This is a genomic window from Saccharothrix sp. ST-888 (assembly GCF_000955975.1).
Taxonomy (GTDB): Bacteria; Actinomycetota; Actinomycetes; order Streptomycetales; family Streptomycetaceae; genus Kitasatospora.
In genome coordinates this window covers 253,365-277,884 of record NZ_JYJF01000001.1, presented here as the reverse complement: position 1 = coordinate 277,884, position 24,520 = coordinate 253,365, and the positions used below count along the sequence as shown (strand labels likewise).

The 24,520-nt window shown below is 72.2% G+C and carries 25 protein-coding genes; 15 read left to right on the top strand and 10 right to left on the bottom strand.

What is annotated here, in order from left to right:
- Nucleotides 1-64: 64 nt before the first annotated feature.
- The 6 genes from UK12_RS01200 to UK12_RS01175 all read right to left on the bottom strand — a co-directional run bounded on the left by UK12_RS01200 (nucleotide 65) and on the right by UK12_RS01175 (nucleotide 4,677).
- A complete protein-coding gene (locus UK12_RS01200) occupies nucleotides 65-457 on the bottom strand; it encodes a rhodanese-like domain-containing protein (RefSeq protein WP_045298530.1) in 393 nt (130 codons plus the stop codon).
- Nucleotides 457-978, bottom strand: a complete 522-nt coding sequence (locus tag UK12_RS01195; RefSeq protein ID WP_045298356.1) for a cysteine dioxygenase — start codon at nucleotides 976-978, stop codon at nucleotides 457-459. Before UK12_RS01195 ends, UK12_RS01200 begins: the two co-directional genes overlap by 1 nt.
- Before the next feature lie 495 nt (nucleotides 979-1,473).
- Nucleotides 1,474-1,731 carry a hypothetical protein gene (locus tag UK12_RS01190; RefSeq protein WP_045298354.1) on the bottom strand — a complete coding sequence of 86 codons (258 nt, stop codon included), beginning with the start codon at nucleotides 1,729-1,731 and terminating at the stop codon, nucleotides 1,474-1,476.
- Complete coding sequence (locus tag UK12_RS01185) at nucleotides 1,728-2,123, bottom strand: hypothetical protein (protein WP_045298352.1); 396 nt, start codon at nucleotides 2,121-2,123, stop codon at nucleotides 1,728-1,730. The genes UK12_RS01190 and UK12_RS01185 overlap by 4 nt, the downstream gene beginning before the upstream one ends.
- A gap of 173 nt (nucleotides 2,124-2,296) precedes the next feature.
- Nucleotides 2,297-3,820, bottom strand: a complete 1,524-nt coding sequence (locus UK12_RS01180) for a sensor histidine kinase (RefSeq protein ID WP_045298350.1) — start codon at nucleotides 3,818-3,820, stop codon at nucleotides 2,297-2,299.
- Complete coding sequence (locus tag UK12_RS01175; protein WP_082119200.1) at nucleotides 3,817-4,677, bottom strand: response regulator transcription factor; 861 nt, start codon at nucleotides 4,675-4,677, stop codon at nucleotides 3,817-3,819. Before UK12_RS01175 ends, UK12_RS01180 begins: the two co-directional genes overlap by 4 nt.
- A gap of 311 nt (nucleotides 4,678-4,988) precedes the next feature.
- Between UK12_RS01175 and UK12_RS01170 the strand changes: the two genes are divergently transcribed.
- Nucleotides 4,989-5,255, top strand: a complete 267-nt coding sequence (locus UK12_RS01170; protein ID WP_045298348.1) for a GlsB/YeaQ/YmgE family stress response membrane protein — start codon at nucleotides 4,989-4,991, stop codon at nucleotides 5,253-5,255.
- Between the two features lie 58 nt (nucleotides 5,256-5,313).
- On the opposite strand, the gene UK12_RS01165 is transcribed toward UK12_RS01170, so the two are convergent.
- The 3 genes from UK12_RS01165 to UK12_RS01155 all read right to left on the bottom strand — a co-directional run bounded on the left by UK12_RS01165 (nucleotide 5,314) and on the right by UK12_RS01155 (nucleotide 8,050).
- Nucleotides 5,314-6,219, bottom strand: coding sequence for an ADP-ribosylglycohydrolase family protein (locus UK12_RS01165; RefSeq protein ID WP_045298346.1), 906 nt, complete (start codon nucleotides 6,217-6,219; stop codon nucleotides 5,314-5,316).
- A gap of 156 nt (nucleotides 6,220-6,375) precedes the next feature.
- Nucleotides 6,376-6,963 (bottom strand): TetR family transcriptional regulator, encoded by a 588-nt coding sequence (locus UK12_RS01160; protein WP_045298344.1) that lies wholly within the window; start codon nucleotides 6,961-6,963, stop codon nucleotides 6,376-6,378.
- A 79-nt stretch (nucleotides 6,964-7,042) separates the two neighbouring features.
- Complete coding sequence (locus UK12_RS01155) at nucleotides 7,043-8,050, bottom strand: aldo/keto reductase (RefSeq protein WP_045298342.1); 1,008 nt, start codon at nucleotides 8,048-8,050, stop codon at nucleotides 7,043-7,045.
- A gap of 1,233 nt (nucleotides 8,051-9,283) precedes the next feature.
- Here UK12_RS01155 and UK12_RS01150 point away from each other — a divergent pair.
- From UK12_RS01150 to paaE, 6 genes are all read left to right on the top strand, one after another.
- Nucleotides 9,284-10,426 carry a M20 family metallopeptidase gene (locus UK12_RS01150; protein ID WP_231590980.1) on the top strand — a complete coding sequence of 381 codons (1,143 nt, stop codon included), beginning with the start codon at nucleotides 9,284-9,286 and terminating at the stop codon, nucleotides 10,424-10,426.
- A 371-nt stretch (nucleotides 10,427-10,797) separates the two neighbouring features.
- The gene (gene paaA, locus UK12_RS01145; RefSeq protein WP_082119199.1) at nucleotides 10,798-11,820 is read left to right on the top strand and encodes a 1,2-phenylacetyl-CoA epoxidase subunit PaaA; all 1,023 of its coding nucleotides are present in this window, start codon (nucleotides 10,798-10,800) and stop codon (nucleotides 11,818-11,820) included.
- Entirely contained in the window at nucleotides 11,817-12,110 is a 294-nt protein-coding gene (gene paaB, locus UK12_RS01140) for a 1,2-phenylacetyl-CoA epoxidase subunit PaaB (RefSeq protein ID WP_045298340.1), read from the top strand. The genes paaA and paaB overlap by 4 nt, the downstream gene beginning before the upstream one ends.
- Before the next feature lie 15 nt (nucleotides 12,111-12,125).
- Nucleotides 12,126-13,058, top strand: coding sequence for a 1,2-phenylacetyl-CoA epoxidase subunit PaaC (gene paaC / locus UK12_RS01135; protein WP_082119198.1), 933 nt, complete (start codon nucleotides 12,126-12,128; stop codon nucleotides 13,056-13,058).
- An 83-nt stretch (nucleotides 13,059-13,141) separates the two neighbouring features.
- A complete protein-coding gene (gene paaD / locus UK12_RS01130) occupies nucleotides 13,142-13,648 on the top strand; it encodes a 1,2-phenylacetyl-CoA epoxidase subunit PaaD (RefSeq protein ID WP_045298521.1) in 507 nt (168 codons plus the stop codon).
- Nucleotides 13,649-14,719 carry a 1,2-phenylacetyl-CoA epoxidase subunit PaaE gene (paaE, locus tag UK12_RS01125; RefSeq protein ID WP_045298338.1) on the top strand — a complete coding sequence of 357 codons (1,071 nt, stop codon included), beginning with the start codon at nucleotides 13,649-13,651 and terminating at the stop codon, nucleotides 14,717-14,719.
- A 591-nt stretch (nucleotides 14,720-15,310) separates the two neighbouring features.
- Here the strand turns inward: paaE and UK12_RS01120 are convergent.
- Nucleotides 15,311-16,249 (bottom strand): DUF2690 domain-containing protein, encoded by a 939-nt coding sequence (locus tag UK12_RS01120; protein ID WP_082119196.1) that lies wholly within the window; start codon nucleotides 16,247-16,249, stop codon nucleotides 15,311-15,313.
- A 599-nt stretch (nucleotides 16,250-16,848) separates the two neighbouring features.
- On the opposite strand from UK12_RS01120, the gene UK12_RS01115 reads away from it, so the two are divergent.
- From UK12_RS01115 to UK12_RS01080, 8 genes are all read left to right on the top strand, one after another.
- Nucleotides 16,849-18,084: an ATP-grasp domain-containing protein gene (locus UK12_RS01115; RefSeq protein ID WP_045298334.1), complete on the top strand. Its 1,236-nt coding sequence runs from the start codon at nucleotides 16,849-16,851 to the stop codon at nucleotides 18,082-18,084.
- The gene (locus UK12_RS01110) at nucleotides 18,081-19,199 is read left to right on the top strand and encodes a peptidogalycan biosysnthesis protein (RefSeq protein WP_063838187.1); all 1,119 of its coding nucleotides are present in this window, start codon (nucleotides 18,081-18,083) and stop codon (nucleotides 19,197-19,199) included. Before UK12_RS01115 ends, UK12_RS01110 begins: the two co-directional genes overlap by 4 nt.
- Before the next feature lie 20 nt (nucleotides 19,200-19,219).
- Nucleotides 19,220-19,876: a GTP cyclohydrolase II gene (ribA, locus tag UK12_RS01105; RefSeq protein ID WP_045298332.1), complete on the top strand. Its 657-nt coding sequence runs from the start codon at nucleotides 19,220-19,222 to the stop codon at nucleotides 19,874-19,876.
- 37 nt (nucleotides 19,877-19,913) lie between these two features.
- Nucleotides 19,914-20,459, top strand: coding sequence for an NADPH-dependent FMN reductase (locus UK12_RS36255; protein ID WP_052681315.1), 546 nt, complete (start codon nucleotides 19,914-19,916; stop codon nucleotides 20,457-20,459).
- On the top strand, nucleotides 20,456-21,571 hold the full coding sequence (ribD, locus tag UK12_RS01095; RefSeq protein WP_231590979.1) for a bifunctional diaminohydroxyphosphoribosylaminopyrimidine deaminase/5-amino-6-(5-phosphoribosylamino)uracil reductase RibD: 1,116 nt from the start codon (nucleotides 20,456-20,458) through the stop codon (nucleotides 21,569-21,571). Before UK12_RS36255 ends, ribD begins: the two co-directional genes overlap by 4 nt.
- Complete coding sequence (locus UK12_RS36250) at nucleotides 21,562-22,437, top strand: LLM class flavin-dependent oxidoreductase (protein ID WP_082119193.1); 876 nt, start codon at nucleotides 21,562-21,564, stop codon at nucleotides 22,435-22,437. Before ribD ends, UK12_RS36250 begins: the two co-directional genes overlap by 10 nt.
- A 67-nt stretch (nucleotides 22,438-22,504) precedes the next feature.
- Nucleotides 22,505-23,779, top strand: coding sequence for an ATP-grasp domain-containing protein (locus UK12_RS01085; RefSeq protein WP_082119192.1), 1,275 nt, complete (start codon nucleotides 22,505-22,507; stop codon nucleotides 23,777-23,779).
- Entirely contained in the window at nucleotides 23,779-24,471 is a 693-nt protein-coding gene (locus UK12_RS01080) for a histidine phosphatase family protein (protein WP_052681311.1), read from the top strand. The genes UK12_RS01085 and UK12_RS01080 overlap by 1 nt, the downstream gene beginning before the upstream one ends.
- Nucleotides 24,472-24,520: the final 49 nt, after the last annotated feature.

Here is a 24,520-nt window from a genome sequence, read left to right as displayed (position 1 = left end):
CTTCGGATCGTGACGGCTTTCCCCGTCCTCGGCGGGTGCAAACCTTCCCATTCCGTGCCTTGCGCTACGAATCGCCGTCTGTGCCGTCCACGGTCGGGAGGCCCGCCGCCGCCCAGGCGACGAAGCCGCCGTCCAGATCCGTCGCCCGGTGCAGTCCCAGCTCGCGCAGGCTCGCGGCGGCCAGGCTGGAGGCGTAGCCCTCCGAGCAGACCACGATCACCGCCAGCTCGTGCCCGGTCGCCTCCGGGATGCGGTGACTGCCCGTCGGATCGAGCCGCCACTCCAGCACATTGCGTTCGATGATCAGGGCACCGGGGACACCGCCCTCACGCGCCCGCTGCGCCGCCGGGCGGATGTCCACCAGCAGCGCGCCCTCCGCCGCCGCCCGGTACGCCTCCGCCGGTCCCGGCCGGTGCACCCCGGCCCGCGACCGCTCGACCAGCTCCTCGATCGTCATCACCACTGTTCCGGTCCTTCCAGCGCGGTGCGCACCAGGCCCTCGGCGCGCAGTTCGTAACGGGACATCGACTCCAGCGGCGGTGAGTACGCGTGGATGGTAACCGCCGGACCGCCGCCCGTGTTCCGGACATCGTGCAGGTACTCGGGTCCGAAGGCGCGGGCGGTGCCCGAGGTCAGCCGCCGGATCAGCAGCCCCTGCCCGGGGCCGCCCAGCGACAGCTCCTCCAACTCGCCCAGCGTCACCATGAAGGCGCCGCGCGAACCGCCGTGGTCGTGGAACCCGGTGGACTGGCCCGGCAGCCAGCTGATCAGCCAGATCTCGTGCTCCTCGCTACGCTCCAGCCGTTCGTACCAGCGGTCCTCGGCGGCGAGCCGGACCCGGGGCAGCCACCGGTCGGGCTGCTCGGCCAGCTCGCGGACGATGCTGCGCAGGGCGTTCGGCGAGAGCGGGGCGGACCGCGCCGCCCCGGAGGCGGCAGGGGCAGGGGCGAGATCAGGGCTCACGAGATCAAGGCTCATGGGGCATCCTCGGGAAGGCCGAAGGAGGCTGCCGGACGCGGATGCACGGGGAGCGCAGGAGCGTACGACAGGCGGGACGACGTGAAGAAGGGGGACGCGAGAGCGCGGCTCAGACCCTGGCAGACGTCACAGGGAGAGAAGAACCGTCAGCAGGCACACATATCGCTCGCCTGGCGTCGCAGATCGACGTGCAGGCGGCAGACCAGGGTGGTGCCGGTGTCCATGAGCTGATCGTTGCGGAGGCAAGCCCGGCACGTCAAGCGCGGACCGCCTGTCGGTCACCTTGCCGCTGTCCGGTACTGCCATGCAGTGCTGCCCGATTGCCGCCATCCGGTGCCGCTATCCGGTACCGCCCGAGTGGCCGAGTGTGGGCCCGCCCAGCACAGCAGACCGGCCTGCCCCGGGGGAGACGGGGCAGGCCGGTCGAAGGAAGGGCGGCGGCCTGCGACGCCCCGGTGGGCCGGATTCGGTCGGCGGGCCGGGTCGTGGGCCGGGTCAGTTGTCCTTGGCCGCGTCCGAGTCCGCCTGGGCGGCGGCGCTGTCGGCGGCATCCACCTTCTGCTGCATGTCCTTCAGTTGGGCGTCGTCGCTGCCGCCCGCCGCCTGCGTCGCAGGTGCCGCAGGAGTGGCCGAACTCGCGGGGTTCGCCGGCGCGGGCGCGGCGCTGGTCGGTCCGCAGGCCGTGAGCAGCGGAGCCGCGCCGAGGAGCGCCGCAGCGAGCAGGACGGCAGTCGCGGAACGGCGTACGGTCACTTGGCCGCCGCCGTGCCCTCGCCCTGCGCGCCGCACCAGGTCGCCACGGACTTCAGGTCGGCCTGCCGGGTCTGCAGGGTCGGCAGCAGGCTCTTGCGGAAGGTGAGCCGGTCGTTGAGGTACTTCTCGATCTCGGTGTGGCCGGCCGTCTTGGCGTTGGCCACCCGCTGCTCCAGGCGGGCGATCGAGCCGGGAACGGTGGCGTCGCCGTTCAGCCGGGTGATCGAGTCGGCGACCCGCTTCTCGGTCTTGGGCAGGCGCTTGCAGATGGCGGCAGCACCGTCGCCCTTCGGGGCCGTCCTGGTCGCCGCCTCAGCGGGAGCGGCGGCGAACAGGGCGCCGGCCAGGGTGAGTGCGCCGAGCGCGGCGGTGGCCTTGCGGTTCGGGAACATGGCTGAATCTCCTCCAGTGCCACGGGATGCCGACCCTTGGGCGAGTCGACGTGGCTGGAAGGTAGCGGGCGTTCTTGTGGATTCCCTGTGACTGGATTCCCTGGACTGGATTCCCTGTGATCCGGAGCCGGGCCGCTGCACGGGTGGCTCACGGGTCGGACCGGTCAGCCGTCCTACGGGTGCTGCCGCACCTTCGGGCCGCGCTCCTGGCCGGAGAGCCAGTCGCGCCGGGCGGGCAGTTGCGCGGGCGGGGCGTCGGTGGCCGACAGCGGCAGGCGGACCTCGAACCTGCAACCCACTCCGTCCGGAGGAGTCCCGACCGTCACCGTGCCCCGGTGCAGTGCCACCTGCTGGGCGACGAGGGTCAGGCCGAGCCCCGAACCCGGACTGCCCGGCCGGCGGTGGAAGCGGGCGAAGACCTTCTCGCGCTCGCCCGGTGAGATCCCCGGTCCGCCGTCGTCAACCGTGAGCACCGCGAACCCGCCCTCGGCCCGCAGCCGCACCGCGATCCGCGCCGTCGCCCCGGCCGGACGCGCACCCGCAGTGTCGGTCGGCCCTGTTGGTGCTGGTGCCGGGGTTGAACGGCCGTGCACCACGGCGTTGTTGAGCAGGTTCACCAGCAGGATCCGCAGGCCCGCCTCCCAGCCGAAGAACCGGAGCTCGGCGGGCAGCTCGGTGGTCAGTACCGCCTCGGGGCTCCGCCGTGCCGTCCCGCCCGCCACCGAGTCCGTCAACTCGGCCAGATCCAGCGGGTCGAAGGCCGTCAGCTCGACCAGGTCGCCCTGGGCCAGCGTGCGCAGCGCGGTCAGCAGATCCAGCAGCCGGGCGTGCTCGCTCCGCAGGTCCGCCGTCACCTCCGCCCGTTCCCCGGCCGGGAGATCGGGGTGTGCGGCCAGCACGTCCAGGTTGGTGCGCATGCTCATCAGCGGAGTGCGCAACTCGTGCGAGGCTGCCGAGGAGAACGACCGTGCGGTGTCCAGCGCCTGCGCGGTGCGCCCGGCCTGCTCCTCGTAGCGGGCGAGCAACCCGGCGATCGAGGCCGCGAGTTCGTCCACCTCGGCGACGTTGGCCCGCTCGGTGGCGAAGCCGGCCGCACCGGCTCCGGGGTCCAGCTCGTGCGCGCGGCGGCTGAGCCGGCGCAGCGAGGCGGTGGCCCGGTCGGCCAGGGCATAGGCCAGCAGTCCCGAGACGGGTGCGGTGAGCAGGGCCACCAGCAGCACTCGCCGCCGTACCGCGGCGAGCTCCGGCTCGGTGGCCGAGGCCGGGGCGAGCAGCCAGAGCGTTCCGGGCGCCTGGCCGTCCAGTGGTACCGCCAGAACCCGCCAGGCGTGGCCCTTGTCCCGGACGGTGGCCGGGCCGTCCGGGGTCGCCGCGGGCAGCCGCGCCGGGTCGGTGGGCTGCGGACCGCCGGTCAGGACCACCGTGCCGTCCGCCGCCACCACCCGGATCCCCGCGTCGAGGGAGTCGGCAAGCACCTTGCGATGCTGGCTCTGCTCGACCCGGGGGCGCCCGCCCCGGTCGGCCGTCAGCAGCGCCCGGACGTCGGTTCGGACGAGCGAGGCCCGGTCCTGGAGCCGGGTGTCCTGCTGATGCCGCAGGTCGCGGCCGACCAGTCCCAGCACCAGCAGCCCGGCGGCCAGCACCAGCAGCGGTACCAGGACGGTCACCGAGAGCGCGATCCGGGTCGAGAGTCTCATCGGCCGCGCGCCTCTCCGGCTCTGCGCCGCTGCGGCTGGACCGGACGGCCGGGCGGCTCCGGGACGACTCGGGTGCCGGCGGGCTCCTGGGCAACCCGGGGGCTGGGCGGGCGCAGCACGAAGCCGACGCCGCGGACGGTGTGGATCAGCCGGGGGCGTCCGCCCTCCTCCAGCTTGCGCCGGAGATAGCTGATGAACGTGTCGACGGCGTCGGTCCGCACCTCGAAGTCGTAGCCCCAGACCCGGTCGAGCAACTGGTCCCGGGTGAGCACCAGGCCGACGTTTCTGACCAGCTGCACCAGCAGCTCGAACTCCCTTCTGGTGAGCTGGAGTTCCAGGCCGTCGAGATGTGCCTGGCGGGTGGCGGGGTCGATCTCCAGCGGTCCGGCGCGCAGGACCGGGGAGGGCGGCGGATCGGCAGCTCCGGCTGCGGGCGGGGGTGTCCGGCGGCGGAGCAGCGCCCTGATCCGCAGCACGAGTTCCTCCAGGGCGAACGGCTTGACCAGGTAGTCGTCGGCCCCGGCCTGGAGCCCGGCGACCCGGTCCGCGACCTCGTCCAGTGCCGAGAGCATCAGCACCGGCGTGTCGTCGCCCTTCGCCCGCAGGGTTCGGCACACCTCGGTGCCGCTCAGGCCCGGCATCGAGACATCGAGCACCACGACGTCGGGCGCGGCTCCGACCGTGGCTCCGGTCGCGGCCCCGGTGCCGCTCCTGTTACCGCTCCCGGTGAGCAGTCGTAGTGCGCCGGGACCGTCCTCGGCGAGCAGCACGGTGAACCCGCTCAGCCGCAGCCCGCGCTCCAGCGAGCGACGGATGGCGGCGTCGTCGTCCGCGATCAGTACGCGTCCCGTGGTCATGGCTCTGCTTCCTTCGTCCTCGTGCCCTTGGCTCCGGCTGCTCCCGCGACGGCTGCTCCTTTGGGGGCTGGAGACCTGCGATGCCGCGCTCGTCGCGCAGGGCTCGGGGTGCCGGGACCGCCCGACCCTCTCATGACTTCATGAAGCCCCCGGATCCGGGCCCGCTGCTCGGGGATCGGGGTCATCGGCCACGGCGATGCTCGGGAGTCCTACCCCGGTCGGCTGCGGGCTGGAACCGATCCGGCAGCGGTACGCGTCCTCGGTGGCAGTACGGTTGCGCTCGGCAGCGCGGCGAAGGGTTGGAGAGACGTATGGGATTCATCAGCTGGATCATCCTCGGCGTGCTGGCCGGGGCAATCGCGAAAATCCTGCTGCCCGGACGTGACCCGGGCGGCCTCATCGGCACCACCCTGATCGGTATCGCCGGTTCCTTCGTGGGGGGCTGGCTCTCGGCGACCTTCCTGCACCGGTCGGTGGCCAAGCACTTCTACGACCCCGCCACCTGGGGCGCGGCAATAGTCGGCTCGCTGGTGCTCCTGATCGCCTACCGGCTGATCTTCGGCAACTCCCGCGACTGACAAGGCCGGTGGGTCCGCCGCGACGCGGACCCACCGTCCCTGCCGTTCGGGTACGGGCTCACACCCCGGCGACCCAGCCGGGCAGATCCTCCTGTGCGGCGGTCCAGCTCGACGGCACCTCGGCGCAGCCGGTGCGGGCGGCGACGACCCCCGCCGCGATGGCGCAGGTGGTGTCCATGTCGCCCCAGCCGCCGAGGGTGTCCCAGATCGCCTCCGGCAGTGAGTCCAACTGCCCTGCCGCGCACCAGAGGGCGAACGGCACGGTGTCCGGCGCGGAGATCTGCAACCCGGACCCGAGCACGGCTGCCGCATGCCGGACGGACGTACCCTCCGGGAACCGGGCCGCCACCCGTAGACCCGACCGTACGTCGGAGTCCGGCAGCGACTCGGCGATCCGGGTGAGCAACTCCACCCGGCCGGGAGCGGATTGGCCCCGGCTGCGGGCCGCGACCGCCGCCGCGAGCGCGACCGCCACCGCCCCGGCGACCGCCTCGGGGTTGAAGTGCGTGGTGAGCGCGGAGAGTTCGGCCTGCTCGGCGACCCGGTCGAGATCGTCGGCGAACCAGGCGCCGAGCGGTGCGACCCGCATCGCCGCCCCGTTCCCGTACGAGCCCTGGCCGTTGAACATCCCCGAGGTGACGGCCTGCCAGTCGCCGCCCTCGTGGATCGCCCGCAGCACCTGGTGCATGGACGGCCCGTACTTGCGCGCGGGGTCGGCGGTGTAGGCGTCGGCGAACGCCCGCGCCAGCTCCGCCTGCCTGATCTCGCCGTGCCGGAGCAGGTGTTGGAAGAGGACCAGCGCCATCGCCGTGTCGTCCGTCCAGTGCCACGGCGCCCGGCGTGGAATACGGGCGGCGAGTCGGGCGTCGGCCTCGCTGTTGTCGACGCTGAACCAGCGGTCGCCGAAGGCGTCGCCGAGGGCGAGACCCCGCAGACTGTCGAGGGCCGACCGGGGAGTGCGCACGTCATCCTCCGTTTGGGAGCAGCATCCGAGAGCTGCTGGAGCACGACATCGTGCCCGCTCGCGGCGGCTGCGCGCGAACGTATTTCCCGCTTTCTCCTCTCCGCGCCCCGCTGGTCCGCCTCGGCCGTGGTGGGCGGCCTCGGCGCGGCCGAGGTGTCAGCGGGAGCGGAGGCCGGCGAGGAGGAGGTTCCAGAGGGCCTCGAAGTCGGCCTCGGACTTCGGGTCGGTCCACTCGGCGGCGTGGGCCGGGTCGTGGAAGTGCGCGGTGGCCTGGAAGACGGCGCGTGCGGCGGTGGCCACGTGGGTCGGGTGGAACTCGCCCTGGTGGATGCCGTCCTGGATGATCGTGGCGATCTGGGCGGTCAGGGTCTCGATGTGCGCCTCGACGGCGGCCGAGAGCTCGTTGACCAGCGTCATGTAGGTGGCGAACATCTCGGGGTCGTCCAGTGCCTTCTTGCGCTTGGCGGCGAAGAGCGTCGCCAGCCACCGGTGCAGGCGCTCGGCGGCCGGGCCGCGCTCCACGGTGATCGCGGCGAGGGCGTGGTGCGCCTGGTCGAGCCACCGCTGGGTGACGGCCTCGCGGAGCGCGGCCTTGCTGGGGAAGTGGCGGTAGACGCTGCCGTGGCTGACGCCGAGCGCGCGGGCGATGTCCACCACGGTGGCCTTGGCCGGTCCGAACCGCCGCAGGACGTCCTCCGCCGCGCTCAGGATCTGCTCGGGAGTGAGTGTGCTGTCCGTGGTCACGGCGGGGTACGTCCTTCGGTGCGGTTACGGGCCGGCGGTCGGGTCGGTACTGGCGCCTCGCGGTGCGGTCCGACCGGTGTCAGTGCTCGCTGTCGAGGTGGGCCATCTGTGCCGCAGCGTACCTGTCGCCTGCGGCGGCGCCTGCCGGGACCGCTGCCTCGATGGCCCCGAGGTCGGCCGGGGTGAGGGCGACGTCCAGGGCGCCGAGAGCCTCGGCCAGGCGGTCGCGGCGGCGGGCGCCGACCAGCGGCACGATGTCCGAGCCGCGCGAGGCGACCCAGGCGATGGCGACCTGGGCGACGCTGGCGCCCTTGGCCCCGGCGATCGCGCGCAGGGCCTCGACCAGCCGGAGGTTGTGGGTGAGGTTCTCGCCCTGGAAGCGCGGGCTGTGGCCGCGGAAGTCGGTCGCGTTCATCTCGCGGCTGCTGGTCCAGTGACCGCTCAGCAGACCGCGGGAGAGCACGCCGTACGCGGTGATCCCGATGTTCAGGGCACGCGCGGTGGGCAGCACCTCGGCCTCCAGGCTGCGGGAGAGCAGTGAGTACTCGATCTGCAGGTCGCTGATCGGGTGGACCGCGGCGGCACGGCGCAGGGTCTCCGCACCCACCTCGGACAGGCCGATGTGGCGGACGTAGCCGGCCTTGACCAGCTCGGCGATGGTGCCGACGGTCTCCTCGATCGGGACCTTCGGGTCCAGCCGGGCCGGGCGGTAGACGTCGATGTGGTCGGTGCCCAGGCGGCGCAGCGTGTACGCGAGCGCGGTCTTGGTGGCGGCGGGACTGGCGTCGTAGCCGACCCAGCTGCCGTCCGGGCCGCGCTGGGCGCCGAACTTGACGCTGATCTCGACGCTCTCGCGGTTGCGGCCGCGCAGCGCCTCACGGATCAGCAGCTCGTTGTGGCCCATGCCGTAGAAGTCACCGGTGTCGAGCAGGGTGACCCCGGCGTCCATAGCGGCGTGGATGGTGGCGATGCTCTCGGCCTCGTCGGCCGGGCCGTAGAGGTCTGACATGCCCATGAGGCCAAGGCCGAGGGCGGAGGTGGTGAAGGCGCTGGCGCCGAGCGTGGCGCGGGCGGGGGTGGTGCTCACGGTGTGTGCTCCCTGGTGGCGGACGGTCGTCGGGTCGTGCTGGGCGGGGCGCCCTGGCGGTATCGACTATGGCATGTCGGATGACAGATTTCAATATCTGTCATCCGAAATCTGACATCTGATCTCCGCCGTCCGCCAGCTGCCAGCCGCCAGCCGTCATCCGCCGTCGGCCGGCTCCCGGCTGGTGCGCCTGGCGCCCGTGATTCCTGCGGTCCCCGTGGGTCCTGGTCGCGCCCGGCTCGAAGTCCCCAGGTCGCGTGAAGCGGTGCGCGCCGGTCGTCCTTCCCTCGATCGCCAATCTGGTACCAAACGCTGAGCGTTCATCACCCATCGGGCGTGGATCGGCCGGGTGTTGCGGCTTCGCGATGCAGTGATGCCGATGGAGGTCCATCGTGGAAGTGGGCGCGATCCCGGGACCGCGCTCGTGCGTTGCCCCAGGCCCGAGCTCTGTGCCCGACCGGGAACCGTCCCGCCGGGCCGCCGCCCTCGCCCGCCGGTCGACGCGACGTAGTACATGGGCCACCTCGCAGGGGAATGAACCAATCTTCTAGGCTCACTTCTCGGCTTCCCCTGCGCCGGTGCCTCAAGCGCGCCGATGGATCAGGAGGCTGCCGTCCACGGGGCCCCGGGTCCAGCCGGGGCCGCCGGACCGAGCGAGGAGGACCCAGTGTTGCCCAGCCCGAGGTCGCACCAACTGGCGTTGCCGGACCGAATCTGCGGCTGCCGGTGCAGGTATACCAGCGGTGGCCGGGGAGGCGTCCGATGAGTCCTGGTACCGGCCCGAGTCCCAGTCCTGTCCCCAGTCCCAGCTCCGTTCCCGGCGCTGCTCCCGGTCCCGTGTCCAGTTCCGGGCCCCGGCCCGCGAGTTCCCGTCCCGGCGGCCCGCAGACTGTGAGCGCGTACGCCGCAGCGAGCGCACGGGCGGTTGGTGTCCGTACTGTCCACGCCGACGGTGCCAACGCCGTTGGGGTGCACGTCGCCACCCGGCAGCCCGCGAGTTCGAGCAAGATCGTGTCCCGTACTGCGTCGAAAGCATCATCGACGTCGGCCTCGGCAGCAACGGCGTCGGCGCCGGCGTCGTCCGCCCGAGCGGCGGCCGCACGCCCGTCGGCGGCCGAGGCCGTAGTTGGAGCCGGGCCCGGGGCTGGAGCGGGGGCCGGGGCGGGGTTCGACGGTGCGGCCGAGGGCGGGGAGGCCGCCGGCACGGCCGCGCTGCCGGGGTTGCCGCAGGCGTTGAGCGCTCGTGCCCGCACGCTGGCCGGTGCCGTCCGCCGCCGCTGCGCCGACCTGGCCCGGATGGAGTCGCCGTCCGGGGACGCGCCCCGGCTGGACGCGCTGGCCGAGGAGTTGGCCGCCGGGTTCCGCGCCACCGGTGCCGAGGTGCGCCGCGAGCCGGGGCCTGCGGGGGACCACCTGCTGCTCACCTGGCCCGGCCGGGACGAGACCCTCCCGCACCTCCTGGTGGTGGGCCACCACGACACGGTCTGGCCGGTCGGGACGCTCCAGGACTGGCCGGTCCAGGAGCAGGACGGCCTGCTCAGCGGCCCCGGTGTGCTGGACATGAAGGCCGGGCTGGCGCTGCTGGAAGGTGCGTTCGCACTGCTCGCCGACCTGGGGGAGCGGCCGCATCGGCCGGTCCGGCTGGTGGTGGTCGCGGACGAGGAGATCGGCAGTCCCGACGGCCGACGGCTGGTGGAACGCCAACTTCCGGGCGCAGCAGCCGTCCTGGGCCTCGAACCGCCGCACCCGGACGGTCGGCTCAAGACCGCGCGGCGCGGCAGCACCAGAGTCCGGCTGACCGTCACCGGTCGTGAGGCGCACGCGGGCAACCACGCGGCCCAGGGCGTGTCGGCCGTGGACGAACTGGTCGACCAGCTGGTCGCCGTACGCAGTCTGGCCAGGCTGCCCGGCACCGAGCTCAACGCCGGCCGGATCACCGGCGGCACCAGGGCCAACGTGGTGGCCGGGCGGGCCGAGGCCGAGCTCGGCCTGCGCTTCGCCACGGCGGAGGCCGAGCGGAACACCCTCGACAACCTCGCGCACCTGACCGCTCTGCGACCCGGCGCCCGGGTCCGCACGGAGGTCCTCTCCAGCCGGCCGGCCTGGCCGGAGCGTTCGGGCAACCCGCTGCTGCGGCACGTCCGGTCGCTGGCGGCGGTTCTCGGCCAGAAGCTGGACGGCGCCCCGGCGGGCGGTGCGGGCGACACCAACCTGGCGGGTGCACGCGGCCTGCCCACCCTGGACGGTCTGGGCGCGGTCGGGGCCGGCCCGCACGCACGCGAGGAGCACATCCAGGTGGACCAACTCGCCCCGCGCATCGCCCTCCTGGCCGCCCTGCTCGCCGTCCCGCTGCCCCGACTGCGCGAGCGCCCGTAGGCCCCGGGCGGCCGCCCGGGGCCCTGTCCCGAGTCCCGCGCCCCGGAGTCCCGTGCCCGGGGCGCGCAGCGGGCGTGGAGGAGAACCACGCCTGGCTGATCGCGCCCCCGGGGTCCGCCGGACGGAGTCCCGGTGCCATGTCCCGCCCCGCCCCGCCCGGCGCCCGTGACCGCGACGGCTCGGGTGCGGGGCTCGGTGCGGTGAGACCGACGGCTCGGCGCTGCCGCCCGCTGCCGCTGCCGGGCGGAGCCGCCGAGCGTCGGACGGCCGAGAGCCGGAGATCGCGATCTCTTGTCATTCCACGCCTCGCCGCACACAATGGTACCGACCGAACGGTCAGTCGGGAGGTGGGTGCAGTGTCGGCATCGCAGATGGTCGATCAGCCCCTGGAGGGGCACTTCGAGACGGTGGTGGCCGCCGAACAGCGGATCGAGCCACGGGACTGGATGCCGGACGCCTACCGGGCGACCCTCGTCCGGCAGATCGCGCAGCACGCGCACTCCGAGATCATCGGGATGCAGCCGGAGGGCAACTGGCTGACCAGGGCGCCGTCGCTGCGCCGCAAGGCGATCCTGCTGGCCAAGGCGCAGGACGAGGCGGGCCACGGGCTGTACCTCTACGCCGCCGCCGAGACCCTCGGGGTGGACCGGGCGGAGCTCACCGAGAAGCTGGTCTCCGGCCGCCAGAAGTACTCGTCGATCTTCAACTACCCCACGCTCACGTTCGCCGACGTCGGCGTGATCGGCTGGCTGGTGGACGGTGCGGCGATCTGCAACCAGGTGCCGCTCTGCCGTTGCAGCTACGGTCCCTACGCCCGCGCGATGGTGCGGATCTGCAAGGAGGAGTCCTTCCACCAGCGGCAGGGCTACGAGCTGCTGATGACCCTGATGCGTGGCACCGACGCCCAGCGCCGCATGGTGCAGGACGCGGTGGACCGGTGGTGGTGGCCGTCGCTGATGATGTTCGGCCCGCCGGACGACGACTCGCCGAACACCGCCCAGTCGATGGCCTGGCGGATCAAGCGCCACACCAACGACGAACTGCGGCAGCGATTTGTCGACATGACCGTTCCGCAGGCCCAGCACCTGGGCGTCACCCTCCCCGATCCGGCCCTGAACTGGAACGAGGATCGCGGCAGCTGGGACTTCGGCGAGCCCGACTGGTCGGAGCTCAAGCAGGTGATCAAGGGGCAGGGCCCGTGCAACGCCCAGCGCGTCGAGCGCCGCCGTGCCGCCCACGAGGACGGGGCCTGGGTGCGCGAGGCAGCCGTCGCCTACGCCGCCAAGCGCAGAGCCGAGGGCGACCTGGCCGCCGGCGGCAGCGCAGCCGACGAGCACGCAGCCGACGAGCCCAAGGGCAAGGACGAGCCCAAGGAAAAGGGGACAGGACGATGACCGGGACCAAGGCCGACTGGCCGCTGTACGAGGTGTTCGTGCGCCCCAGGCGCGGCCTCAACCATGTGCACGTCGGCTCGTTGCACGCCTCCGACGACCGGATGGCGCTGCTCGCCGCCCGGGACCTCTACACCCGCCGCAACGAAGGCGTCAGCCTCTGGGTGGTCCGCTCGGACGCCATCACCGCCTCCGCTCCGGACGAGCAGGACCCGTTCTTCGCCCCCAGCGGCGACAAGGTCTACCGCCACCCGACCTTCTACGACATCCCCGAGGATGTCCCGCACATCTGACGGGGAGTACACGTCATGACCGACGCGACCACTGACGCGACCGCCGGTACCACCGCCGATCCGAGAACGGACGACGACCACGTCTACCTGACTCTCTCGGAGGCGTCCCCCGGACCGGAGGGCGAGGCCCGCTGGGCGTACGGGACGGGGTTCGCCGACCCGCTGCTCGGCGTGGACACCGACCTGCCGCCGGGCGTCGACGGCCCTGACCTCGGTGCCTACTGCCTGATGCTCGGCGACGACGCCCTGGTCCTGTCCCAGCGACTGATCGAGTGGTGCACCCGCGCGCCCGAGCTGGAGGAGGAGGTGGCGCTCGCCAACCTCGGGCTCGACCTGCTCGGCCAAGCCCGCCAACTGCTCACCCGCGCAGGCCAGGCGGACGGCACCGGGCGCAGCGAGGACGAGTACGCGTACTGGCGCGAGGAGCACGACTTCCGCAACGTCCGCCTGGTCGAGACCCCGAACGGCGACTTCGCGCACTGCGTCGCCCGACTGCTGCTCTTCTCGACCGCCCGCCTCGCGCTGTACCGGCGGCTCACCGGCTACGCCGACCCGGTGCTGGCGGCGGTCGCCGCGCGCGGCACCAAGGAGCTGGCGTACCACCGCGAGTACGCCACCGCCTGGACGCTCCGGCTCGGCGACGGCACCGACTACTCGGCGCAGCGGATGCAGGCGGCGCTGGACGGCCTCTGGCCGCTGCTGGACGAACTGTTCACCGCGCATCCCGTGGAGCTCCGGCTCGGCGTGGACCCGGCAGAACTGCGCGAACCCGTCCTGCGGGAGCTCGGCGAGGTGATCGCCGAGGCGGGGCTGACCGTGTCGCAGGCCGCGCCGCTCGCGTACGTCGGCGGGCGGGCCGGCCGCGACGGCGTGCACACCGAGGCGCTCGGGCCGCTGCTCGCCGAACTGCAGGTGGTGGCCCGCGCGCACCCGGGGGCGACCTGGTGATGGCCGGAACCGCACCCGCAGGAACCGCACCCGAGACCGGCGCAGGTGCACACACCGCGTCCGCACATCCCGCGTCCGCAGCCGTGCCGGCCGCCGATGGCGCGCGCCCGGGTGGAGCCTGGGAGATCGCGGCGGCGGTGCCGGATCCGGAGCTGCCGATGCTCACGCTGGCCGACCTCGGGGTGCTGGCCGAGGTCGAACAGGACGGCGGCGCCGTCACGGCCTGGCTCACGCCGACCTACTCGGGCTGCCCGGCGGTCGCCGAGATGGCGGCCGACGTCGACGCCCGGCTGCGCGCGGCCGGCTACTCGGAGGTGCGGGTACGGCTGCGCCTCGACCCGCCGTGGTCCACCGACCTGATCACCGAGGCCGGCCGTCGCAAGCTGGCCGAGGCGGGTATCGCCCCGCCGCAGCACGGGCCCGCAGGTCCGGGGGTGCTGCAGCTCGGGCCGATCCGGCGGGTCGTCCACTGCCCGCAGTGCGGTTCCGCCGACACCGAGGAGCTGTCCCGTTTCGGCTCCACCGCCTGCAAGGCGCTCTGGCGCTGCCGCAGTTGCCGCGAGCCCTTCGACCGGATCAAGGAGATCTGAATGTCCGTCCGTCGACCGGCCTTTCACGAGCTGTCCATTGGGACGGTGGAACCGCTCTGCGAGGACGCGGTCGCGGTCACCTTCGAGGTGCCGCCGGAGCTGGCCGCCGAGTTCACGTTCCGCCCCGGCCAGACGCTGACCCTCCGTCGGATGGTGGACGGCGCGGACGAGCGCCGCTCGTACTCGATCTGTTCGCCGGTCGGCGGTCCGCTGCGGATCGCGGTCCGGGAGGTGCCCGGCGGGCTGTTCTCGCGCTGGCTGGTCCGCGCGGCGGCGGCGGGCGACCGGGTCGAGGTGCTGCCGCCGTCGGGCCTGTTCAGCCCCGAACTGGGCGTCTCAGCCCGGCATGTGCTGCTCGCCGCCGGTTCGGGAATCACGCCGATGGTGTCCATCGCGGGGTCGGTCCTGGCCGCCGACGAGGGCTCGGAGGTCACCCTGCTCTACGGGAACCGGCGCAGCGACACGGTGATGTTCGCCGACGAGCTGGCCGACCTGAAGGACCGCCACCTCGGACGCTTCCAACTGCTGCACGTGCTCTCCCGGGAGACCCGTGACGCCGAACTGCTCAGCGGCCGGCTCGACCCGGAGCGGGTCAGGGCCCTGGTCGAGGCTCTGGTGGACGTCGAGCAGACCGATCACTGGTGGCTCTGCGGCCCGTACGGCATGGTCGAGGGGGCGAAGGAGCTGCTCGCCGGCCTGGGCGTGCCCGCCGAGCGGGTGCACCAGGAACTGTTCCACGCGGAGGACGAACCGGTTGCCGAGCGCCCCGAGGAGGGCGGCGCGGCGGACGGCGCGTCGAGCGAGGTGACGGTGGTCCTCGACGGCCGCTCGGGCACCCTCACCCTCCCGCGCGACCGCTCGATCCTGGACGGCGCCCAGCGGGCCAGGCCCGACCTGCCCTTCGCCTGCAAGGGCGGTGTCTGCGGCACCTGCCGGGCACTGGTCACCGAGGGCGAGGTCACCATGCGCCGCAACTTCGCCCTGGAGGAGAAGGAGGTGGCGGCCGGCTACGTCCTGACCTGCCAGGCCCGCCCGGTCTCCGACCGCGTCACGGTCGACTACGACCGCTGAACGCCCTGAACGCCGGGGCTGCCGTACTCATCGGACCGGGGCTCTCCACAGGTCCTGGTGATCACTGAGGTTCCGCCGTGACCGACCGCGTGCCCGGCGGGCCGTCCAAGTGATCACCACGGCTGCGCGGGGACCTGGGCCTCGGACGGTTCGCCGAGCAGCTTCACGATCGCGTTGACGGCGGCCCGGCCGGCCCGGTTGGCGCCGACGGTGCTGGCGGAGGGGCCGTATCCGACCAGGTGGATGGTGATGGACCGGATGGGCGGGGCAGACCGTCACTCCGAGGTCCCGGCAACCCCTTGAGCTCGCCGATGTCCTGGATGCCCGGTGCCCCTGGTCGACACGACGATGCCCCGACGGCTTGGGCTGCGGCAGGCTCCCGCCCGCGAAGGCCGCGTCCCTGGTCGTCCTGTCCCTCGGACAGCGGAGCCAGAACGGCCGGCATTGCCACCATCCGGGTGCTGGACGTCTTGAGCAGAGTGGCCCCGCACCTCGCTGCGCGCGTCCTGCGCGACAGCTGAGGCGCGGTCGAGCCGACGCCGGCCCGGGATGACTGTTCCTGCCAGACGGCGGCAGACACGCCGATGGTGCTTACGGGTGTTGGCTGGGCGTCGCGGTGGGCGAAGGGCTGGGTTGCGCCACCCAGGGCTGATCGACCGGATCGGAATAGGTGAGGGTGCAGGCCCGGCCGGCTGGTTGGACACCGCACACCTGCAGCGTCGTCTTCGGGTCGCTCGCGTCCAGCATGGTGGAGTAGTTGTCGAACCCCTGGTGGATCAGGGCCGTCTGCTGCTGTCCGGTACCCGTGGTGATGGTGGCGGTATCGCCCGGTTCACCGTCGGTGAGGGAGGACCAGGCGGCCTGGCACCTCGGGCTGTAGTGCAGGTACAGCACCACCTTGCCGTTGTTGGTCGTCAGGAGCGTGTGGTCGTCTGCCTCGCAGCCGGTCTGCGCCGGGTCCTTGCCGTTGCAGCCCACACCCCGGCACGGTGCGGGCTGTCCGGCGCCGGCGGTACTGACCGACTGGTGGGGCTCCGCCGGACGAAGCAGCAGCAGGGTGCACACCAGGACGACCAGGGCCGCCGCAGCGGTGGCGATCACGACCGGACGCCGCCGCCAGACGGGCAGTGTTCCCGAGGGCTCGGCGGGCAGGACGGACGTCTGTGAGGGCTCGGCGGTGACCGGGACGGTGGGCGGCTCGCTCGGCATGAGCTCCGCCGCCGATGGAGACGGCTCCTCGGCCTGGCCGACCGGCGCGGTCGTCGTGAAGACGATGCGCGCCCTCGAGTGCAATTCGAGCAGCTTCTGGAGATCGCGGTCCGTGACGGCGCCAAGGCTCTTCAATGCCTCCGGCGTAATAAGCCTCTTGCCGTTGAGCCATCGTTCCCACGATGCCTTGCTGTAATGCGTTTTTGCCGCCATCTCAGACAGTGAAAGGCCGGTTTCATCTTTCACGGCACGGAGCTGCTCCGTCAGCTGGAACGCCTCATTTGGCATGTCGGCCGGCAGTGCTCTCCAGGTGGTGCCCATCAGACCTCGCAAGACTTGGGAAATGACGGATCCGGTTCGGGGAATGGCGACTCCGGACGCAGGCGTCCGGAGTCGTCCGACAGCGCGCGACAGCGCCAGCGAGTAAACCCCGTTGTTCTCCGTGGCTTCCCACCCCCCGACCACTCGTCTCAAATGCCCGGTCAGGGCTTTGAGACGGGTCCGATTGTGTCATACGCCCGCTCCAGTGGGACCGGGTGAGCGTCTCACGCTCATCCCTCGGTTGTCTGCAAAACACCAGGTCACAGGTGTGAGACGGACCAGAGTCGATTGTGGGGACCTGAGACGCTCGAAACTCCGGGCCCGGCCACCCCAGAGTTGTCCGGGGCACAGCGGGCGGCCCAGGGCTTTGTCGAAGGCCGGCATGGAGGCACGGATCCGGACAAACCGGCCTTGTCCGCCAGAAGCATGACCGACCCGGGAAAACCTGGCCGGCTGCCTCGCGGTAGGCGGTCGATCGGACCTCCAGGTCGGATTCGAGCAGGTCGGATTCGAGGTCTTCTCGTGCCCGGATTGTTCCCGATGGAAAACCATTTCCACCGTGCCGTAGCAAGTAGTAGCGGAGATCAGGTCGATCAATCATGGACAACACGTTGATCAGGTTCGGAAGCCCTCGCAGGCTGGGCCGCCCACTGTGGCGTTCGGCGGTCCTGACGGCCCGGGCGGTCGGTGCGGCCGTCCTTGTCGTGGCCCCTGAGGACCAGGAGCTGCGGGATGAGCTGGAAGGCGTCGGCGTCGCCGGACAGTGGCTGGCGCCGGAGGCGGCCGAGTCCATCGGCGGGGCCCTGCTGGGGGAGTCCGTCCCGGCCGAGAGCGGTGTCGTGATGACGTCGGACCCCGACTCGGCGACACTGCGGGCCGCGTTGATGGCCGAAGCGGCGGGCCGCTACGACGCGTCGGCCCTGCGTCTGCTGCTGGACAAGGCGGCTACTCGTGAGCTTGCCGCCCAGGCCGGCGTGTCCACCGCACCCGGCGCGGTCTGGCACCCCACGGCAGCGGTACCGGCGGCGGTCCGGCAACTGGCCGACACCTCACCGGGAGGAGTGGTTCTCAAGGGGGCTCTCGCCTGGGCGGGCCACGAGCAGGCGAGGGCCACGACCGGTAGCGAGGCCATCGCCGCAGCCGAGGCACTCGCCGGGAAGTGCGGCACCCACATCGTGATCGAGGCCTTCGTGCCCGGCATCGAGTGCTCCCTGGAGCTGGTCCGGTTCCCGGACGGCAGCTGCCGGGCGACCGGCTGGAGCGTCAAGGGACGTACCGACGACGAGCGCCATCCGCTCTACCGGCCTCGGATCGCGCCGGCCGGCGAGCCGCCGGAGGCGCTGCTGCACGCTGCGGAGGCCGTGCTCCGCGAGGCGGGCTACCACGGGATCGCCGACTTCGATCTGGTCTGTACGGACGACGGTGACGTGGTCGTCCTCGAGTGCAACCCGCGTACGTCCTGGGCGACGCTGCTGCACTGGACGAGCCGCGGCTACTCCTCCGTCGACTGCGCGCTGGCCGCCGACCGGGACCTGGCAGGTGGCCGCGAGTCGCTGCTGGCCGCCGAGTTCCTGCTGCCCGACGACGCACGTGCGGCGCGCGCGGTGGCAGCGGTGGCCGAAGCCGACGGTTGGGTGCACCCGGTGGTCGAGGGCTTGCGGGCGCGCGGCTTCGTCCGAGCGCGCGATCTTGACGGCCTTGCCGCGGTAGCGGGCTTTCTGGAGCGCGCCTGCGGTGTCTCGCTCGCCTCCCACCTCGAGTTCGCCGAAGCCGCAGTGAAACTCGAGGCCGAGTTCGGCACCTTGTCGGCTCGACGACTGGCGGGCGCCGCGTGAAGGCCTCCACGGTTTCGAGCCTGGACGACGTCGCCGAGAGCGAGTGGGACCGGCTGGCGGCCGGAGCGGAGGCCGGGTTCTACCTCAGCCACCGCTGGCTGCGGAACGAGGAGAACAGCGCCACCGCCACTGCCGGGTACATCCTGATCACCGACGACGCCTCCCGGCTGGTCGGCGCGGCGCCGGTGTACCTGGTCCGTGAGGAGCCGAACGCGGGCTACCGCCCGCATGAGGCCCTGGCGGGTGTCCGCCCGGCGGACCGACTGCTGATCGCCGGAGCCCGGCGCGGATACCTGAACGCCCCGCTGCTCGACCCCGGCCTCGACGCCGGCACCCGGGAGGAGTGTCTGCGGCTGCTGGTCGCGGGAGTCGCCCAGGCCGCCCGGGAGTTGCGTGCGGACCAGGCCTGGTGGCTGTACGTGCACGACGGCGCCGTCGCCGAGCTGGCTGCGGCGACCGGTAGCCGGGTGCCACAACTCCAGGGACTGGACGCGGCCATCCAGCTTCCGGGCAGCAGCTTCGAGGACTACCTCGGTACCTTCCCGGTCAGGCGCCGGTACGCCATCCGCAAGGAGCTCAACAGCTTCCAGGCCGCCGGGTACGAGCTGCGTCAGCTGAAGCTGTCGGAGTGCTGGTCCGAGGCCGGCGACCTGTTGGCCCAACTGCAGGGCAAGTACGGTCACCCGGCCGATCCCGAACCGCTGAAGCAACTGCTGCGGCGCCAGGCGGACGGGCTGAGGGACAGCGGCACCGTGCTGAGCTGCTTCCGGGACGACCGGATGGTCGGCTTCGCCCTCATCTACGACTTCGCCGGCACCACCTGGCTGCGCGCCACCGGCTTCGACTATGACCGACTCGTGGGCGCGGCCGAGTACTTCGCGCTCAGCTGCTACCAACCGATCGAGCACGCCTACCGCTCGACCGACCTGCGGCGAATGCACCTGGGGAAGGGAACCGCCGAGGCCAAGGCCCGGCGCGGCGCACAGCTCAGCCCGCTCTGGGCGGTGCCGAACGACGACTCCTACGCCGACGCCGACGCCGTCGTCGCGGCGAATCACCGGCTGGCCGACGCCTGGCAAGCCGAACTGGGCCAGCGTGCCCCCTCGTTCAACTGACGATTCAGGAGATGACCCACATGACCATTGTCGATGACGCACGTCCTGCCGAAGCTCAGGCCGCCTCTCAGGTTCGGGCCCGCGTACACGTCCCGCTCAAGACGCCGCTCGGGCAGTGGCTGAAGGCCGACGTCTTCAGCTTCCGGGGGCTGGCCGACGACGGCGAGCACCTGGCCATCGGGCTCGGCGACTACGCGAACAGCGCCGAGCCGCTGGTCCGGGTCCACTCGGAGTGCCTGACCGGCGATGTCCTGGGCTCCGCGCGGTGCGACTGCGGACCGCAGTTGCAGGAAGCCCTCTGCGAGATCGAGGCGGCCGGTGGTGTGCTGCTCTACCTGCGCCAGGAGGGGCGCGGTATCGGTCTCTACAACAAGATCGACACCTATGTCCTGCAGGACAAGGGCCTGGACACCTACGAGGCGAACGAGCACCTCGACCTGAAGGCGGACTCCCGCGACTACCAGGTGGCGGCCGACATGCTCACCGCCCTCGGCATCACCCGGATCCGCCTGCTGACCAACAACCCGGAGAAGGTCGCCCAGCTGCGGCGGTGCGGCATCGAGGTCGTCGAGCGCGTCTCCACGGGCGTGTTCGTCACCCCGTACAACCGCCACTACCTCGAGACCAAGGCGCGGAAGACCAACCACGCCATCGATGTCCCACAGCACGCCGGCTGACCGACCGTCCACGTCGAGAGAGAGTCCGAACCGCCCAATGAGAGCTCTGCTCATCACCGGAAGTCCAAGTTTTCCCTCGGCCACCGCCGCCCTCGCCGCAGTCGCGGCGGACGCCCTGCGGGCCGCCGGTGCCGAGGCCGACACTCTTGACCTCGCACGCTACGGCCTCAGCCCGGTTCCCGGGCCGGACACGGCCGCCAAGGTGGCCGCCCTGCGCGAAGCCGTGGAGGCCGCCGAGGCCGTCGTCCTCGCGTCGCCCGTCTACCACGCGGGGTACTCGGCCGTTCTCAAGACCGCCCTGGACCACCTCCCCGGTGGCTCCTTCGACGACAAGGCGATCGCCGTCCTCGCCCACGGCAGCGGCCCGCGCAGCGGCAACGTGGTCTGTGAGCAACTGCGCACCGTGGCCAAGGCCCTGGGCGGCTGGCTGATCCCCACGCAGATCGCCAGTTGCCCGGACGACTTCGTCGCGACCGTGACGGGCGGGAACTCGCCGGCGGACGAGATCGTACAGCGGTGCGAGCAGCTCGCGGCCGAACTGTCCCGATGCGTCCACATGCTGCGCGGTTCGGTGACCCTGTGACCGGGGCGAAGGAGGCGTCCCCGGCAGAGCTGGAGGCCATGCGCCAGGCGATTCACCTGGCGTCCGAGCGGCTGGGCCGCACCACGCCCAACCCCTCGGTGGGTTGCGTGATCCTGGATCGCCACGGAAACGCGGTGGCCGAAGGCGCGCACGAGTTCCCCGGCGGGCCCCACGCCGAGGTGATCGCGCTGCGCCGGGCGGGGGAGGCCGCAGTCGGTGGATCGGCCGTGGTCACGCTGGAGCCCTGCGCCCACACCGGCCGGACCGGCCCGTGCGCGACGGCACTGCGTGAGGCCGGGATCGCCCGTGTCGTCTACGCGGTGGCCGACCCCAATCCGGTGGCGGCCGGCGGCCACAGCCGGCTGAGCGCTGCGGGCGTCGAGGTCGTGGGCGGCGTACTCGAACAGGAGGCACGGCGCGCCAACCGGTTCTGGCTGCACGCGACCACCCGCCACCGGCCGTACGTCACCTGGAAGTTCGGCACCACGCTGGACGGACGGGTGGCCGCCGCCGACGGCACCTCGCGCTGGATCACCGGGCCGGAGTCCCGCCGGGACGCGCACGAGTTGCGCGCCATGCACGATGCGGTGCTGGTGGGATCGGGCACCGTCCGGACCGACGACCCCCACCTCGGCCTGCGGCACGGTGTCACAGGCCGGGCGCCGGTCCGGGTGGTGCTGGCGAGTTCCGCGAACGACCTGCCGTCCACGGCTCGGATCTGGGACGAGTCCGCGCCCACGCTGCTCGCCCTGGCCGACCCCGGCGCGGCGGTGCACCTCCCGGAGCGGGTGGAGCGTGTCAGCGTGCCGACCGCCGCAGGGCGGGGAGTCGACCTCGAGGCGGTACTGAAGGAGCTCCACGCCCGGGACATCCACTCCGTGCTCGTCGAGGGCGGCCCCCGGATCGCCGGGTCCCTGCTCGCGGCAGGGTTGGTCGACGAGGTGATCGGCTACCTCGCCCCCGTGCTGCTGGGCGACGGCCCGTCGGCCGTCGCGGACACCGGTATCGCGACCCTCGCCGACCGGATCCGCCTCGACGTGCTCGACGTCCGGTCGCTCGGCCAGGACGTCCGGATCACCGGCACACCTGAGAGGACAGCGGTATGCGAATGAGAACCGGTCTCGTACTGCCCCTCTACGACGACCCGTGGACCGATCCGGTGGGTCGGATCCTGCATCTCGCGGACCTCGGCGTGCCGGGGATCTGGGTCCGGGACATCCCCCTGCTGCAGAACGACGGTGTCGACCGGGGAGCCGGATTCGACCCGGTGGCGCTGCTCGGCAACGCCCTTGGCCGCGGCGTGCCGTTCGATGAGGTCGGCACCGCCGTGCTCTGCCTGAGCTACCGTCAGCCTCTCACCCTGGCGAACGCGGTGGCCACGTTGCAGGCCCTCTCCGGCAACCGGCTCGTCGTCGGCGTCGGGGCCGGAGTGCGTACTCCGGTCAACGAGGTCTACGGGCTGGACCCCGAGCTCCGGCGCCGTCATTTCATCCAGGCGGTGCGGGTGCTGGACGACCTGCTGCGTCGCGGCGGAGTCGACCTCCCGGAGACGGTGCGATTCGAGCCGGCACCGGACACGAGTCCGCCCGCGCTGCTGCTGGCCTCCAACGACCCGGTCGCGCTGAGGGAGCTGACCGCGCTGGCCGACGGCTGGATGACGAACTACGTCACGCCCGAGCGGGTCGCGACCGAGCTCCTCGCGATCTGTCCGGAGGCGTCACCGCTGCCGTGCACCATGCAGCTCACCCTGGCGGTGAGCACCGCCGACCGGGACCTGCCGCCCACGCCCAGGCCGCACGGCCGGCTGACCCTGCTGGAGGTCGGTGCCCGGCAGCTGCCCGGGCTGCTGGAGCAGTACGACGAGGCCGGGCTGGACCGCGTGCTGGTCCACCTGCCGCTGGACGACGGTTCGGGCGACCAGCTCGCGATCCTCGGCTCGGCACTCCGGGCTACCGACCTCGCCGCCACCGGCGCGTAGCCGGGCCCGGGCGCCGGCTTCCTCGCGAACCGGCCGCCTGACACTTCATTCCCTGGAGGCACTACCCATGGCACCTACCCGACTCCTCGTGCTCGGCGCGGGGGACGGCCATCAGACGGCGTTCGCGACCTGGATCCGCGAGGGCATCCGCATCACCCTCGTCGACGGCTTCTCCAAGCCGCGCTACGAGTTCCTCGCCGACGAGTTCCAGGCGTTGGACGTCCGCCGGGCCGACGCCCGCCACCCCCGGTACGACTCCGAGCTCGCCGACCACCTGGTGCGGCTCGCCAAGGAGCACGACGGTGTGGTCACCCTCACCGAGGAGTGTGCGGCGGTGGCCGCGCTGATCGCGGAGCGTGCCGGATTGCCGAGCGTCGGCACCGACGCCACGAAGGTCGCCCGGGACAAGTACCTGCAACGTGCCTCGCTCGCGCGAGCCGGGTTGCGAGTGCCTCGGTATGCCGAACTCCGTTCTCCGGCAGACTTCCTGGACTTCCTGGCGGCTGCCGAAGGGCCGGTCGTGATCAAGCCGGTGGACAGTGGCGGGAGCGCCTCCGTCCGGTTGGTCCGGCATCCCGAGGTCGCGGCGGACGCCTGGGAGCGCGCGGTCGCCTACAGCGGATCGGGCCGGTGCATCGCCGAGGAGTTCATCGAGGGCCCGGAGATCAGCGTGGAAGCCGCCGTCCAGGACGGCCGGGTCAAACGGGTCGCCGTGACCCGCAAGGAGCTGGCCGGCCCGGAGTTCTTCCTGGAGCGGGGCCACATGGTCTCCCCGGCCGACGAACTCGACGGCCACAGCATGCTGGCCGTGCAGCGACTGGTCGACGCACACGGTATCCGGGATGCCTTCGTGCATGCCGAATACCGCATCAGCAACGGCGAATTGGTCAACATCGAGTTCGCGGCGCGGCCCGGCGGCGGTCACATCATGGATCTGGTGCTCAGGTCGCGCGGCTGGAACCCCTATGCCGTGCAGGCGTGGCTCGCCCTCGGCATACCAGTGGGGGACGCCGAGGACACCGACGTCCGGGAACACCACGCCGCCGTCCACTTCCTCATCGCCACCGGCTTCGTGCGCAGCTACGCGGAGCAGGCACCGCTGGTCGCGGGTCTGCCCCGGGTGGAGACCGTGCTCCAGAGCGTCCGCGAGGGACGCACCCTGCCGTTCCCGGAGGCCGGTTGGCACCGGGCCGGTATGGCACTCGGCTCCGGGCCGGACCCGGTCGAGCTGCGGGACCAGCTGCGGACCGCCGTGGGCCGGCTCGCCGAGACCATGGGGGTCACCGAGATCGGCGACCGGCGCATCTCGGAATTTCCCGCCGACGCCGAGCGGTCGGCGTGATGACGGTCGATCCGACACTTCGGCACTCCGGCTGGTCCGAGGACGACGGACCAGCCACGACTCTCCTGCTGCTCAGGCACGGCCAGACCGCCCTCACCCCGGAGAAGAGGTTCTCCGGTTCCGGCGCAGACCCGGTGCTCAGCGAGCACGGTCGCTGGGAGGCCGGGGCCGCCGCCCGTCGCCTGGCCACGCTGCCCGGCGCACACGGTCCGGTGCAGGCGGTCGTCTCCTCGCCGCTGCTGCGGGCCCGCGCGACCGCCGAGGTCTTCGCCTCGGCGGCCGACCTGCCCGTCCACCTCGACGTACGGCTCCGCGAGATGGACTTCGGCGCCTGGGAGGGCCACACCTATGCCCAGGTGAAGCACCACTGGCCGACCGAACTCGTGGCGTGGAGAGAGGACGAGCAGGAGGCCCCGCCCTCGGGCGAGAGCTTCGCCGCCATGACCGACCGGGTCCTCGCGGCACGCGACGCAATCCTCGACCTGCACCGAGGACGGACGGTGCTGGTGGTCAGCCATGTCGGCCCGATCAAGGCATTGATCCGCTCGGCCCTCGGTGCTCCGGCGGATGCCCTGTTCCGGATGGAACTCGGGCCCGCCTCCCTTTCCGCGATCCGCTACAACGCATCGGGTACCGCCTCCCTGCGTGTCTTCAACGACTCCTGCCATCTGTCCGACCCACACCACAGCTGAACCGGGGACCGAACCATGGCCATGTACACCAGTCAGAAGCAGCCGCGCT

Excerpts from the sequence above, each read along its gene's own strand:
- UK12_RS01195 (WP_045298356.1), bottom strand. The coding sequence starts at position 978 with ATGAGCCTTGATCTCGTGAGCCCTGATCTCGCCCCTGCCCCTGCCGCC.
- paaA (WP_082119199.1), top strand. The coding sequence starts at position 10,798 with ATGGTCGATCAGCCCCTGGAGGGGCACTTCGAGACGGTGGTGGCCGCC.
- paaC (WP_082119198.1), top strand. The coding sequence starts at position 12,126 with ATGACCGACGCGACCACTGACGCGACCGCCGGTACCACCGCCGATCCG.
- paaE (WP_045298338.1), top strand. The coding sequence starts at position 13,649 with ATGTCCGTCCGTCGACCGGCCTTTCACGAGCTGTCCATTGGGACGGTG.
- UK12_RS01200 (WP_045298530.1), bottom strand. The coding sequence starts at position 457 with ATGACGATCGAGGAGCTGGTCGAGCGGTCGCGGGCCGGGGTGCACCGG.
- UK12_RS01085 (WP_082119192.1), top strand. The coding sequence starts at position 22,505 with ATGGCACCTACCCGACTCCTCGTGCTCGGCGCGGGGGACGGCCATCAG.
- UK12_RS01180 (WP_045298350.1), bottom strand. The coding sequence starts at position 3,820 with ATGAGACTCTCGACCCGGATCGCGCTCTCGGTGACCGTCCTGGTACCG.
- UK12_RS01120 (WP_082119196.1), bottom strand. The coding sequence starts at position 16,249 with ATGGGCACCACCTGGAGAGCACTGCCGGCCGACATGCCAAATGAGGCG.
- UK12_RS01185 (WP_045298352.1), bottom strand. The coding sequence starts at position 2,123 with ATGTTCCCGAACCGCAAGGCCACCGCCGCGCTCGGCGCACTCACCCTG.
- ribA (WP_045298332.1), top strand. The coding sequence starts at position 19,220 with ATGACCATTGTCGATGACGCACGTCCTGCCGAAGCTCAGGCCGCCTCT.
- UK12_RS01175 (WP_082119200.1), bottom strand. The coding sequence starts at position 4,677 with ATGACCACGGGACGCGTACTGATCGCGGACGACGACGCCGCCATCCGT.
- paaB (WP_045298340.1), top strand. The coding sequence starts at position 11,817 with ATGACCGGGACCAAGGCCGACTGGCCGCTGTACGAGGTGTTCGTGCGC.
- UK12_RS01080 (WP_052681311.1), top strand. The coding sequence starts at position 23,779 with ATGACGGTCGATCCGACACTTCGGCACTCCGGCTGGTCCGAGGACGAC.
- UK12_RS01170 (WP_045298348.1), top strand. The coding sequence starts at position 4,989 with ATGGGATTCATCAGCTGGATCATCCTCGGCGTGCTGGCCGGGGCAATC.
- UK12_RS36255 (WP_052681315.1), top strand. The coding sequence starts at position 19,914 with ATGAGAGCTCTGCTCATCACCGGAAGTCCAAGTTTTCCCTCGGCCACC.
- UK12_RS01115 (WP_045298334.1), top strand. The coding sequence starts at position 16,849 with ATGGACAACACGTTGATCAGGTTCGGAAGCCCTCGCAGGCTGGGCCGC.
- UK12_RS36250 (WP_082119193.1), top strand. The coding sequence starts at position 21,562 with ATGCGAATGAGAACCGGTCTCGTACTGCCCCTCTACGACGACCCGTGG.